Raw genomic sequence first — 13,380 nt, 5'->3', positions numbered from 1 at the left:
TCGGCTCCCGGCCCGCCGTCAGGCGGGCTCCACCTGGCTGGCAGCGGGCTTGTTGGCCGCCTGCTGCAGCTTCTTCATCTGTTCCACGCCCCAGAGCACGCGCTCCGGAGTGGCCGGTGCATCGATGTTCGGTTGCGCCTTGTAGTCCGCCAGGCTGGCCACGGCGTCCTTGAGCGCACACCACACGGCGATGCCGAGCATGAACGGCGGCTCGCCCACGGCCTTGGAGTGGAACACGGTCTGCTCGGGGTTCTTGCGGTTCTCCACCAGCTTGACCCGCAGGTCCAGCGGCATGTCGGCGATGGCGGGGATCTTGTAGCTCGCCGGGCCGCTGGTCATCAGCTTGCCCTTGGCGTTCCACACCAGCTCCTCCATGGTCAGCCAGCCCATGCCCTGGACGAACGCACCCTCCACCTGGCCGATGTCGATGGCCGGGTTCAGCGAGGCGCCGACGTCATGCAGGATGTCGGTGCGCAGCATCCTGTATTCGCCGGTCAGGGTGTCCACCAGCACTTCCGCACAGGCGGCGCCGTAGGCGAAGTAGTAGAAGGGGCGGCCGGCGGCCTTCTCGCGGTCGTAGAAGATCTTCGGCGTGCGGTAGAAACCGGTGCTGGAGAGCGAGATCTGGTTGAAGTAGGCGAGCTGGATCATCTCCTCGAAGGAGAGGAAGTGATCGCGCACGCGCACCTGCTCGTTGCGGAACTCGATGTCCTCGTCGGTCACCTTGAAGTGGCTGGCGAGGAAGTCCACCAGGCGCTTCTTGATGGTCTCGGCGGCGTTCTGGGCGGCCTTGCCGTTCAGGTCGGTGCCGCTGGAGGCAGCGGTCGGCGAGGTGTTGGGCACCTTGTCGGTGTTGGTCGCGGTGATCTGGATGCGGCCGATGTCCACCTGGAAGACCTCGGCCACCACCTGGGCGACCTTGGTGTTCAGGCCCTGGCCCATCTCGGTGCCGCCGTGGTTCAGGTGGATCGAACCGTCGGTGTAGATGTGCACCAGCGCGCCGGCCTGGTTGAGGAAGGTGGCGGTGAAGCTGATGCCGAACTTGACCGGGGTCAGCGCCAGGCCCTTCTTCAGCACCGGGCTCCTGGCGTTGAAGGCGCGGATCTCTTCACGGCGCCTGGCGTACTCGCTGCTGGCCTCCAGCTCGGCGGTCATCTCGTCGAGGATGTTGTGCTCGACGGGCTGGTAGTAGTGGGTGACGTTGCGCTCGTCCTTGCCGTAGTAGTTGGTCTTGCGCACCTCCAGCGGGTCCTTGCCCAGGTGGCGCGCGATGACGTCCATGATCTCCTCGATCACCACCATGCCCTGCGGGCCGCCGAAGCCGCGGTAGGCGGTGTTCGAGGCGGTGTTGGTCTTGCAGCGGTGGCCGTTGATGGTGGCGTGTTCGAGGAAGTAGGCGTTGTCCGAGTGGAACATCGCGCGGTCGACGATGGAGCCGGAGAGGTCCGGCGAATAGCCGCAGTTGCCCGCCAGCTCCAGTTCGATGCCGGTGAGCAGGCCGTTGTCGTCGAAGCCGATGTCGTACTCGGCGTAGAACGGGTGGCGCTTGCCGGTGATGGTCATGTCTTCCATGCGCGGCAGGCGCATCTTGGTCGGCCGGCCGGTGAGGTGCGCGATCACCGCGCAGAGGCAGGCGGGGCCCGCGGCCTGGGTTTCCTTGCCACCGAAGCCTCCACCCATGCGGCGCATGTCGATGACGATCTTGTGCATGTGCACGCCCAGCACCTCGGCGACCAGCTTCTGCACTTCGGTGGCGTTCTGCGTGGAGGTGTAGACGATCATGCCGCCGTCCTCGGTGGGCATCACCGAGGAGATCTGGGTCTCCAGGTAGAAGTGCTCCTGCCCGCCGATGTGCAGGTGGCCCTGCAGACGGTGCTTCGAAGTGGCCAGGGCGGTGGCGGAGTCACCGCGCTTGTGCTGGTGGCTGTCGAGGACGAAGTGTTTCTTGCGCAGCGCATCGACCACGTCGAGCACCGGCTCCAGGTCCTCGTACTCGATGATCGCCGCCATGGCGGCCTTGCGGGCGGTCTCCAGGCTGTCGGCGCCGACCGCGAGGACGACCTGGCCGACGTATTCGACCTTGCCGTCCGCCAGCAGCGGGTCGCCGGCCACGACCGGGCCGATGTCCAGCTGGCCGGGCACGTCCTCGGCGGTGATGGCGATGGCCACGCCCGGGAAGGCGTAGCAGGGGGTGGTATCGATGCGCAGGATGCGGGCATGGGCGCGGTCGCTCATGCGGGCGTAGACGTGCAGCTGGTTGGGGAACTCCAGGCGGTCGTCGACGTACACGGCTTCGCCGGAGACGTGCTTGGGCGCGCTCTCGTGCTTGACGCTCTTGCCGACGCCGGTGGTGATGTCGGCGCGGAACAGCGCGGCCAGTTCTTCCTGGGATTTGATCTTGTGGTGGTTAGACATGCTCTGTGCCTCCAACGACTGCTGCGCCCGCGTGAAGGGTGACGGGCGCGACGTGCAGATTAAGCCTGCGGTGCTGCGCTTCCTGGCCAGCAACTGCCGGGTGCGGCGCTTGGTGCGCGACATGCTTGAGATCACACATAGGCGGTCACCCGGGTTTCGACTTCGGGGGCCTGCAGTTCGAGGAAGAATTTGCGCAACAGGTTCTGTGCGGTCAGCAGGCGGTATTCCTTGCTGGCGCGGAAGTCGGTCAGCGGGGTGAAGTCCTGGGCCAGGGCCTCGCAGGCACGTTCGATCACGCCGGGGTACCAGGCGGCGCCCACCAGGGCGGCTTCGCAGGCGGCGGCGCGCTTGGGAATGCCGGCCATGCCGCCGAAGGCGATGCGGGCTTCACGCACCACGCCGTCTTCGATCACCAGGTTGAAGGCGGCGCACACGGCGGAGATGTCGTCGTCCAGGCGCTTGGACACCTTGTAGGCGCGGAACGCCTGGTTGCTGCGGGCGCGCGGCACGAGGATCTTCTCGATGAACTCGGCTTCCTGTCGCACGGTGACCTTGTAGTCGAGGAAGTACTCGTCCAGGGGCAGGGTACGGGTCTGGTTGCCCTTGCGCAGGACGATCTTCGCGCCGAGGGCGATCAGCAGCGGCGGGGCGTCGCCGATGGGCGAGGCGTTGCCGATGTTGCCGCCCAGGGTGCCCTGGTTGCGGATCTGCAACGAGGCGAAGCGGTGCAGCAGTTCGCCGAAGTCCGGGTATTCGCGGGCCAGTGCGTCGTAGCAGTCGGAAAGCGCGGTGGCGGCACCGATCTCGATGAAGTCGGGACCGATCTCCACGCGCTTCATGGCCTCGATGTGGCCGACGTAGATCATCACCGGCAGCTCGCGGTGGAACTGGGTGACCTCCAGGGCCAGGTCGGTGCCGCCGGCCAGCAGGCGCGCCTGCGGGTTGGCGGTGTAGAAGTCGGCCAGGTCGGCGACGGTCAGCGGCACCAGGCAGCGCTTGTCACCGCTGTTGAGCTCGGCGGTCTCGCGCGGGGCGATGGCCTGGAGCTGGGCCACGGTCTGGGCCTCGAAGGCGTCGAACTGGTCCGGCTGCTTCTGGCAGCAGGCCTGCTCGGCGGCGTCGATGATGGGGCGGTAGCCGGTGCAGCGGCACAGGTTGCCGGCCAGGGCTTCCAGGGTCTGGGCCTTGTCGTAGCCATCGCTGTTCTTCTGCAGGGCGAACAGCGACATGACGAAGCCGGGGGTGCAGAAGCCGCACTGGGAGCCATGGCAGTCGACCATGGCCTGTTGCACGGAATGCAACTGGCCCTTGTGCTTGAGGTCTTCCACGGTGATCAACTGCTTGCCGTGCAGGGACGAAACGAATGTCAGGCAGGAGTTGAGGGTGCGATAGCGGATGCGATCCCCCTGCAGCTCGCCGACGACGACCGTGCAGGCGCCGCAGTCGCCCGAGGCACAGCCCTCTTTGGTTCCGGGTTTGGCCAGGTGTTCACGCAAGTAGTTGAGCACGGTGACGTTGGGATCGAGATCGCGCTCGGTGCGCAGCTCCCGATTGACTAAAAACTGGATCAAGGACGACCTCCAGGCACTTTATTGTTTTTACGAGGGCTCGTATGGCGGCGAATTTAGAATCCCCTGACTTTCTGGTCAATAAATATTTGACTCAAAAGTCAGAAAATCTTCACGCCAATGGGCCATGAGGCCGGCGCGCCCGCTCTGGCACGGCAAAGTTGCTTAATCCGTGCCAGTCATCTGCAAGTGTAGAAACGCCGACGCCCCCATGCGGGGGCGTCGGTCGAAAGGTCGGGCGGGGAAGGGGTCAGGCGGCCTGTTGCGACTCCGTCAGCTGGTGCTCCTCGCCTGCATAGTAGGCACGGACGCGGGGGTCCATCACCGCGCGCCAGAGCGGCGGGATCAGTGCCAGGACGATCATCCCCGCGTAGCCGTTGGGCAGCTGCGGGCTGTCGTCGAAGTGGCGCAGCACCTGGTAGCGGCGCTTGGCGTAGGCGTGGTGGTCCGAGTGGCGCTGCAGGTGGAAGAGGAACAGGTTGGTGAGCAGGAAGTTGCTGTTCCAGGAGTGTGCCGGGCTGGTCCGCTCGTAGCGGCCGTTCTCCAGCTTGCGCCGGTGCAGGCCGTAGTGCTCCACGTAGTTGACGATCTCCAGCAGGGTGAAGGCCATGGCCGACTGCCCGAGGAAGAACAGCACGCCGAGCCAGCCGAACGCCAGGCCGAACCCTGCGGTGAAGGCTGCACTGATGGCGTACCACCAGATCAGCTCGTTGCGCCAATGCAGTGCAGGCAGGCCCTTGCGCTTGAGGCGCTCGGCCTCCAGCTGCCAGGCATTGAGGAAGTTGTGCTTGTAGGCGTGGGGCAGGAAGGCGTAGAGGCTCTGGCCATAGCGGGAGGAGGAGGCGTCCTCGGGCGTCGACACATGAACGTGGTGGCCCCGCACATGCTCGACCTTGAACCCCGCGTAGCACACCGCCGCCAGCAGCAGGCCGCCGGCGTTCTGCTCGATCTTCGGGTCCTTGTGGATCAGTTCGTGGGAGACGGTGATGCCGATGGCGCCCATCACGGTGCCCACCGAGAGCAGCCAGCCGAGGCGGCCGACCCAGTTCCAGTCCTCGTGGTGGATGAAGACCCAGCCGCTCCAGGCCAGCATGCCCAGCAGCAGCGGCACGGTGGCCAGGCTGAGCACCTGGTAGTAGTCCTGGCGCTCCATCTCCGGCACCTGCTCGGCCTCGTCGGGGTTGGCCGGATCGCGGCCGACGATGGCGTCGAGGATCGGGATCACCCCGAAGACCACGGTGATCACCAGCCAGGGCCACGCATTGGGATGGCTGCTGTCCAGCGACCAATAGAAGCTCATGGGGATCCCGGCTACCGGGATCAGCCAGATCCAGTAGCCGACCTTTTTCAGGGCGAGCATCCAGTTGGAAGGCAGGCGTTCGAACATGGGTGGTCTCCGCGTCGAGGTGGATGGGTTCTTGTAAGATTGTCAGACAATCGTGCGCCTCCCAGCCCCGCCCGGCGACCGACCTTTAGGTCTGAATGCCCGCTTGATGTCACCTTTGCGGGGTAACACCCTGTGTTACACTTCGCCCCCTGCAGCGTTCCGCTGCGGGCCGCAAACCCTTGTAGCTGCTGCGTTCCCGGGCTTTCGCCAACGCCGGAGCTATCGCCGAGGGCGCCTTACGGACATCCCCAGCCTCCATGACCGAAGGAAAACCATGACGTTCAAGGCACCGGACAGCCTCGCCGAACAGATCGCCCACCACCTCGCCGAGCGCATCATCCGCGGCGAGATGAAGGCCCGCGAACGGATTCAGGAACAGAAGGTCACCCAGTCCCTCAACGTCAGCCGCGGCTCGGTGCGCGAGGCATTGCTGATCCTCGAGCGTCGCCACCTGATCAATATCCTCCCGCGCCGCGGGGCGCAGGTGTCCGAGCTCACCCCTCATCACGTGCAGAGCCTCTATGCGTTGATGATGGAGATGTACATCCTGCTGGCCAATGCCGTGGCCCAGCGCTGGCGGACCGATGACGACCTCGCGCCCTTCCGCGCCATCCAGCTGCGCCTGGAGGAGTGCCTGAAGGAGCACGACATCGGCAACTTCGTCGACGCCAGCTTCGACATCATGCGTGCCGCCTATCCCTTCGCCGACAACCCCTACCTGGAAGAGACGGTGGAGAACCTGCTGCCGGCCATCAGCCGCACCTATCACCTGGCGCTGGAGCAGCGCAAAGGCGAGATGGCCCAGTTCATGCTCGCCTTCGCCGACCTGCTGCAGGCGGTGATCGCCCGCGAGCCGGCGCGTATCCGCGACGTACTGCTCGCCTACGGCCAGCACAACTGCCAGCTGGTGCTCGCCGCGCTGGCCGGGCGCTGACGGTTCACTGACCGAGGGAGGCAGGGATGCGGCTCAAGTGCATCAAACTGGCGGGGTTCAAATCCTTCGTCGACCCGACCACGGTCAGCTTCCCCAGCAACATGGCCGCGGTCGTCGGCCCCAACGGCTGCGGCAAATCCAACATCATCGACGCCGTGCGCTGGGTGATGGGCGAAAGCTCGGCGAAGAACCTGCGCGGCGAGTCGATGACCGACGTCATCTTCAACGGCTCCAACACCCGCAAGCCGGTGGCCCAGGCCAGCATCGAGCTGATCTTCGACAACTCCGACAACACCCTGGTGGGCGAGTACGCGGCCTTCGCCGAGATCTCCATCCGCCGCCGGGTTAGCCGCGACGGGCAGAACACCTACTTCCTCAACGGCACCAAGTGCCGGCGCCGCGACATCACCGACATCTTCCTCGGCACCGGCCTCGGCCCGCGCAGCTACTCGATCATCGAGCAGGGGATGATCTCCAAGCTGATCGAGGCCAAGCCCGAGGACCTGCGCAACTTCATCGAGGAAGCCGCCGGCATCTCCAAGTACAAGGAGCGCCGCCGCGAGACCGAGAGCCGCATCCGCCGCACCCACGAGAACCTCGCGCGCCTCACCGACCTGCGCGAAGAGCTGGAGCGCCAGCTCGAACGCCTGCACCGCCAGGCCCAGGCCGCCGAGAAGTACCAGGAATACAAGGCCGAGGAGCGCCAGCTGCGCGCCCAGCTCGCCGCCCTCAAGTGGCAGGCGCTGAACGAGCAGGTGGGCCAGCGCGAAGCGGTGATCGGCAGCCAGGAAGTCAGCTTCGAAGCGCTGGTAGCCGAGCAGCGCAGCGCCGACGCCAGTATCGAGCGCCTGCGCGACGGCCACCACGAGCTGTCCGAGCGCTTCAACCTGGTCCAGGGTCGCTTCTACTCGGTGGGGGGCGATATCGCCCGGGTCGAGCAGAGCATCCAGCACGGCCAGCAGCGCCTGCGCCAGTTGCAGGACGACCTGCGTGACGCCGAACGTGCCCGCCAGGAAACCGAATCCCACCTCGGCCACGATCGCACCCTGCTGGCGACCCTCGGCGAGGAGCTGGAGATGCTCGCGCCCGAGCAGGAAGTCAGCGCCGCCGCCGCCGAAGAGGCCGCCGCCCAGCTGGAGGAAGCCGAGACCGGCATGCACGCCTGGCAGGAGCAATGGGACGGCTTCAACCAGCGCAGCGCCGAGCCGCGCCGCCAGGCCGAAGTGCAGCAGGCACGCATCCAGCAGCTGGAACAGAGCCTGGAACGCCTATTGGAGCGCGAGCGTCGCCTCAACGACGAGCGCGCCCAGCTCGCGGCTGATCCGGAAGACGCTGCCATTCTCGAACTGAGCGAACAGCTCGCCACCGGCGAGCTGCAACTGGAAGAGCTGCAGGCCGCCGAAGAGGCCCAGGTCGAGCGCCTGGAGCAACTGCGGGAGGAGCTGCAGCAGGCGACCCAGGCCCAGCAGCGCGCCCAGGGCGAGTTGCAGCGCTTGAACGGCCGTATCGCCTCACTCGAGGCCCTGCAGCAGGCCGCGCTCGACCCCGGCACCGGCACCGCCGAATGGTTGCGCGACCAGCGGCTCGACCAGCGCCCGCGCCTGGCCGAGGGTTTGCGCGTGGAAGCGGGCTGGGAGCTGGCGGTGGAGACCGTGCTCGGCGCCGACCTGCAAGCCGTGCTGCTGGATGATTTCGACACCCTCGACCTGAGTGGCTTCACCCAGGGCGACCTGCGCCTGGCGAGCGCCGGCAACGGCGGTGCCCGAGTACCCGGAAGCCTGCTGGACAAGGTCGAATCCGCCGTCGACCTGACGCCCTGGCTGGCGCGGGTGCGACCCGTGGACAGCCTCGACCAGGCCCTGGCCGCCCGCGCGACGCTGGCTGCCGACGAGAGCCTGATCAGCCGTGACGGCTACTGGGTCGGGCGCAATTTCCTGCGGGTGCGCCGTGCCAGCGAAGCCGAGAGCGGCGTGCTGGCCCGCGGCCAGGAACTGGAGCGCCTGCACGGCGAGCGCGACGAGCAGCAGGCTGCCCTGGAAGCCCTTGAGGAGCGCCTGCAACAGCTGCGCGACCACCAGCGCCAGCAGGAGGAAAGCCGCGAGCAGCAGCGTCGCCGCGCGCAGGACGAATCCCGTCGTCTCGGTGAGCTCAAAGCGCAATTGTCCGCCCAGCAGGCCAAGGTCGAGCAGCTCACCCTGCGTCGCCGCCGCCTGGAGGCCGAGCTGGCCGAACTGGACGAGCAGCGCGCCATCGAGCACGAGCAGCTCGGCGAATCGCGCCTGACCCTGCAGGACGCCCTGGATGCGATGGAAACCGACACCGAGCAGCGCGAGAAGCTGCTCGCCGAGCGCGACAACCTGCGCGAGCGCCTCGACCGAATCCGCCAGGAGGCCCGTCAGCACAAGGACCACGCTCACCAACTGGCTGTGCGCGTCGGCTCGCTGCGCGCCCAGCACGACTCCACGCGCCAGGCGCTGGAGCGCCTGAGCCTGCAGTTCGAGCGCCTCGAGGAGCGTCGCGAACAGCTCAGCCTGAACCTGGAGGAGGGCACCGCTCCGCTGGAAGAGCTGCGCATGAAACTCGAGGAACTGCTCGACCGGCGCATGGGCGTGGAGGAAGAGCTCAAGCTCGCCCGCCTGGCCCTGGAAGATGCCGACCGTGAATTGCGCGATGCCGAGAAGCGTCGCACCCAGGCCGAGCAGCAGTCGCAGCTGCTGCGTGGCCAGCTGGAGCAGCAGCGCATGGAGTGGCAGGCCCTGAGCGTGCGTCGCAAGACGCTGCAGGACCAGCTCCACGAGGACGGCTACGACCTCCACGGCGTGCTCGCGACGCTCCCCGGAGGGGCCAGCGAAGCGGCCTGGGAAGAAGAACTCGAACGCCTCGCGGCGCGCATCCAGCGCCTCGGGCCGATCAACCTCGCGGCCATCGACGAGTACCAGCAGCAATCCGAGCGCAAGCGCTACCTGGATGCCCAGAACGACGACCTGGTGGAGGCGCTGGAGACCCTGGAGAACGTCATCCGCAAGATCGACAAGGAGACGCGCAACCGCTTCAAGGAGACCTTCGACCAGATCAACTCCGGCCTGCAGGCGCTGTTCCCCAAGGTCTTCGGGGGCGGCCACGCCTACCTGGAACTGACCGGGGAAGACCTGCTGGATACCGGCGTCGCCATCATGGCGCGGCCGCCGGGCAAGAAGAACAGCACCATCCACCTGCTTTCCGGTGGCGAGAAGGCGCTCACCGCGCTGGCCCTGGTATTCGCCATCTTCCAGCTCAACCCCGCGCCGTTCTGCATGCTCGACGAAGTGGACGCGCCACTCGACGATGCCAACGTCGGACGTTACGCAAGGTTGGTGAAGGAGATGTCGGAGAAGGTCCAGTTCATCTATATCACCCACAACAAGATCGCCATGGAAATGGCCGATCAGCTGATGGGCGTGACCATGCATGAGCCGGGATGCTCGCGCCTGGTCGCGGTGGACGTCGAGGAGGCTCTTTCCCTCGTAGAGGCCTGATCGGGCGGGGGTGCAACCTTTTCGCCCGGAGGGCCGTGAAGCCTCTATCAGAGGTTTCTCTGCTGGGCTGGCCGTGCTAGCTTAATGCCCAATTTTGTCGCACGTGGAAAACGCCATTCAGAACATGGAGTTGGGCGCCACGTTTTCAGAGGACCGGATGTCCTTTCTTCACCATCATCAGAATATTTTTTGACCAGGGGACACAGGATTAATGGATATCGGTCTGCGCGAGTGGCTGATCGTCATCGGCATCATCGTAATCGCCGGCATTTTGTTCGATGGCTGGCGCCGCATGAGCGGCGGCAAGGGAAAACTCAAGTTCAAGCTCGATCGTAGTTTCTCCAACCTCCCGGACGACGAGGAGGACCCCGCCCTGGTCGGTCCGGTACGCGTCAAGGAACGCCATCAGGAGCCCTCGCTGGACGAGGAAGACCTGCCGCCCATGAGTGCCAAGGAGCTGAATAAGCGCCGTGGCAGCGAGCCTCACCAGGGTGACCTCAACCTCGACGAGCCGGTGCCGACCCTGCTCAATCCGGTCGACGAGGTTGCTCCAGCCAAGGGCGCCAAGAACGGCAAGGCCCACGCCCCCGCCCAGGAACTGCCTCCGGTGGAGGAAGTGCTGGTGATCAACGTGGTGGCCCGCGACGGGGACGGCTTCAAGGGCCCGGCCCTGCTGCAGAACATTCTCGAAAGCGGCCTGCGCTTCGGCGAGATGGACATCTTCCATCGCCACGAGAGCATGGCCGGCAACGGCGAGGTGCTGTTCTCCATGGCCAACGGCGTCAAGCCCGGCACCTTCGACCTGGACGACATCGACCATTTCAGCACCCGTGCGGTCAGCTTCTTCCTCGGCCTGCCCGGCCCGCGTCATCCGAAGCAGGCCTTCGACGTGATGGTCGCTGCGGCCCGCAAGCTGTCCCAGGAACTGAACGGCGAGTTGAAGGACGACCAGCGCAGCGTGATGACCGCGCAGACGATCGAGCATTACCGCCAGCGCATCGTCGAGTTCGAGCGCCGCAGCCTGACTCACAAGCGCTGAACCACAGGATCCATCGAAAGAGCAGCTCAGGCTGCTCTTTTCGTTTGCATAGAAAAGAGCACGAACCATGACCGACGCCCAGACTGCCGCCCAGCGCATCCACCAATTGCGTGCCGAACTGGATGAGCACAACTACCGCTACTACGTGCTGGACGAACCCAGCGTGCCCGATGCCGAATACGACCGCCTGTTCCGCGAGCTGCAGGCCCTGGAGGCCGAGCATCCCGAGCTGGTGACGCCGGAGTCGCCCACCCAGCGCGTGGGCGGCGAAGCCCTCAGCGCCTTCGGCGAGGTGCGCCACGAGGTGCCCATGCTCAGCCTGGGCAACGCCTTCGAGGAAGAAGACCTGCGCGCCTTCGACCGCAGCGTGCAGAGCGGCCTGGGGCTTTCCTCCGGCGACCTGTTCGGCGGTGGCGCCGAGGTGGAATACAGCTGCGAGCCCAAGCTCGACGGCCTGGCGGTCAGCCTGCTGTATCGCGACGGCCAGCTGGTGCGCGGCGCCACCCGGGGCGATGGCAGCACCGGTGAGGACATCAGCGCCAACGTGCGCACCATCCGCAACGTACCGCTCAGGCTCAAGGGCGAGGGCTGGCCCGCCGTGCTCGAAGTGCGCGGCGAGGTGTACATGCCCAAGGCCGGATTCGAGGAGCTCAACGCGCGCCAGGCGGAAAGCGGCGGCAAGACCTTCGCCAACCCGCGCAACGCCGCGGCCGGCAGCCTGCGCCAGCTGGACCCGCGCATCACCGCCAGCCGCCCGCTGGAGTTCTGCTGCTACGGCATCGGCCAGGTCAGCGGCGAGCTGCCGGCTACCCAGGTCGGCATGCTTGAGCAGCTCAAGGCCTGGGGCGTACCCATCAGCCGCGAGCTGAAGCTGGCCAAGGGGGTTGAAGCCTGCCTGGCCTACTACCACGACATCGGCGAACGCCGCATGGGCCTGGCCTACGACATCGACGGCGTGGTGTTCAAGGTCAACAACATCGAGGACCAGCAGCAGCTGGGCTTCCGCGCCCGCACCCCGCACTGGGCGCTGGCCCACAAGTTCCCCGCCCAGGAGGAGCTCACCGAGCTGCTGGACGTGGAGTTCCAGGTCGGCCGTACCGGTGCCGTCACCCCGGTGGCACGGCTGAAGCCGGTCAAGGTGGCCGGCGTCACCGTGGCCAATGCCACCCTGCACAACATGGACGAGGTCGCGCGCCTGGGCCTGAAGATCGGCGACACCGTGATCATCCGCCGTGCGGGTGACGTGATCCCCCAGGTGATGCAGGTCGTGCTCGAGCGCCGCCCCGAGAACGCCCGCGAGGTGCATGTGCCCGAGCGGTGCCCGGTGTGTGGCTCCGCCGTGGAGCGCACGCAACTGGTCAAGCGTGCCAAGGGCAAGGAAACCACCAGCGAGGGCTCGGTCTACCGCTGCGTTGGCCGCCTGGCCTGTGGCGCCCAGTTGAAGCAGGCGATCATCCACTTCGCTTCCCGCCGTGCGCTGGATATCGAAGGCCTGGGCGACAAGATCGTCGAGCAACTGGTGGATACCGGGCTGGTCGCATCGCCAGCGGACCTGTTCACTCTGACCTACGACCAGGTGGTGGCGCTGGAAGGCTTCGCCGACCTGTCGACCCGAAACCTGCTGGCGGCGATCCGGGACAGCGCCAGGCCGACCCTGGCGCGCTTCATCTACGCCCTGGGCATTCCCGATGTGGGTGAGGAGACTGCCAAGCTGCTGGCCCGCGCCCTCGGCTCCCTGGCGCGCATCCGCCAGGCGCTGCCGGAGGTGCTCACCTACCTGCCTGACGTGGGCCTGGAGGTCGCCTTCGAGATCCACAACTTCTTCAGCGACGCCCATAACCTCAAGGTCATCGACGACCTGCTGGCCCGTGGTGTCGTGCTGCAGGAGGAAGGCGACCTCAGCCCCGAGTTCGCCGCCTGCGCCACTCTCCCGGGCTTCCTCGACAAGCTCAACATCCCCTTCATCGCCGCCACCGGCGCAGAGAAACTGGCGACCAGGTTCGGCAGCCTGGAAGGCGTGATCAAGGCCGACTGGCTGGACCTGCGCCAGGTGGAGCGCCTCAACGAGAAGGCGGCCAAATCCCTGCGCGACTTCTTCGACCAGCCTGCCAATGCCGAGCGCGCCGCGCGGATCGAGGCGCAGCTGCGTGATTTCGGCATGCACTGGCAGAGTGAGAAGAAGGTCGTGGAAGGCCTGCCGCTGGCCGGGCAGACCTGGGTGCTGACCGGCACCCTGGAGGTGATGAGCCGCGATGTGGCCAAGGAGAAGCTGGAGGCCCTGGGTGCCAAGGTGGCTGGCTCGGTCTCGGCCCGTACCCATTGCGTGGTGGCTGGCCCCGGCGCCGGTTCGAAGCTGGCCAAGGCCACCGAGCTGGGCGTACGCGTGCTGGACGAGGAGGCGTTCCTGGCCGAGCTGAAGGGGCTGGGCGTCTCGGTCTGATCCGCCGGCGCTCCCGCGAGCGCAGGGCGCACCGAAAGCGCAAATGAAAAGGCCGGGCATCCGCCCGGCCTTTTCATTGCCG

At 66.4% G+C, this 13,380-nt stretch carries 7 protein-coding genes; 4 read left to right on the top strand and 3 right to left on the bottom strand.

Going from position 1 to position 13,380, the window contains the following annotated elements; translation table 11 throughout:
- Positions 1 to 18: 18 nt before the first annotated feature.
- The 3 genes from xdhB to PHLH3_RS19245 all read right to left on the bottom strand — a co-directional run bounded on the left by xdhB (position 19) and on the right by PHLH3_RS19245 (position 5,370).
- The gene (xdhB, locus tag PHLH3_RS19255; protein WP_213625408.1) at positions 19 to 2,415 is read right to left on the bottom strand and encodes a xanthine dehydrogenase molybdopterin binding subunit; all 2,397 of its coding nucleotides are present in this window, start codon (positions 2,413 to 2,415) and stop codon (positions 19 to 21) included.
- 131 nt (positions 2,416 to 2,546) lie between these two features.
- The gene (gene xdhA, locus PHLH3_RS19250; RefSeq protein ID WP_213625407.1) at positions 2,547 to 3,986 is read right to left on the bottom strand and encodes a xanthine dehydrogenase small subunit; all 1,440 of its coding nucleotides are present in this window, start codon (positions 3,984 to 3,986) and stop codon (positions 2,547 to 2,549) included.
- A gap of 247 nt (positions 3,987 to 4,233) precedes the next feature.
- Entirely contained in the window at positions 4,234 to 5,370 is a 1,137-nt protein-coding gene (locus PHLH3_RS19245) for an alkane 1-monooxygenase (protein WP_213625406.1), read from the bottom strand.
- Positions 5,371 to 5,644: 274 nt separating this feature from the next.
- On the opposite strand from PHLH3_RS19245, the gene PHLH3_RS19240 reads away from it, so the two are divergent.
- The 4 genes from PHLH3_RS19240 to ligA all read left to right on the top strand — a co-directional run bounded on the left by PHLH3_RS19240 (position 5,645) and on the right by ligA (position 13,298).
- Positions 5,645 to 6,304 (top strand): GntR family transcriptional regulator, encoded by a 660-nt coding sequence (locus PHLH3_RS19240; RefSeq protein ID WP_173179342.1) that lies wholly within the window; start codon positions 5,645 to 5,647, stop codon positions 6,302 to 6,304.
- A gap of 26 nt (positions 6,305 to 6,330) precedes the next feature.
- Positions 6,331 to 9,819 carry a chromosome segregation protein SMC gene (gene smc, locus PHLH3_RS19235; RefSeq protein WP_213625405.1) on the top strand — a complete coding sequence of 1,163 codons (3,489 nt, stop codon included), beginning with the start codon at positions 6,331 to 6,333 and terminating at the stop codon, positions 9,817 to 9,819.
- Positions 9,820 to 10,030: 211 nt separating this feature from the next.
- Entirely contained in the window at positions 10,031 to 10,858 is an 828-nt protein-coding gene (gene zipA / locus PHLH3_RS19230; protein WP_213625404.1) for a cell division protein ZipA, read from the top strand.
- Between the two features lie 67 nt (positions 10,859 to 10,925).
- A complete protein-coding gene (gene ligA / locus PHLH3_RS19225) occupies positions 10,926 to 13,298 on the top strand; it encodes an NAD-dependent DNA ligase LigA (protein ID WP_213625403.1) in 2,373 nt (790 codons plus the stop codon).
- The last annotated feature ends 82 nt before the right edge of the window (positions 13,299 to 13,380 follow it).

This window comes from Pseudomonas sp. Pc102 (assembly GCF_018408275.1).
GTDB classification, from domain to species: Bacteria; Pseudomonadota; Gammaproteobacteria; order Pseudomonadales; family Pseudomonadaceae; genus Metapseudomonas; species Metapseudomonas tohonis.
The sequence above is the reverse complement of the archived record's forward strand: the minus strand, read 5'-3'. Positions and strand labels throughout refer to the sequence as shown.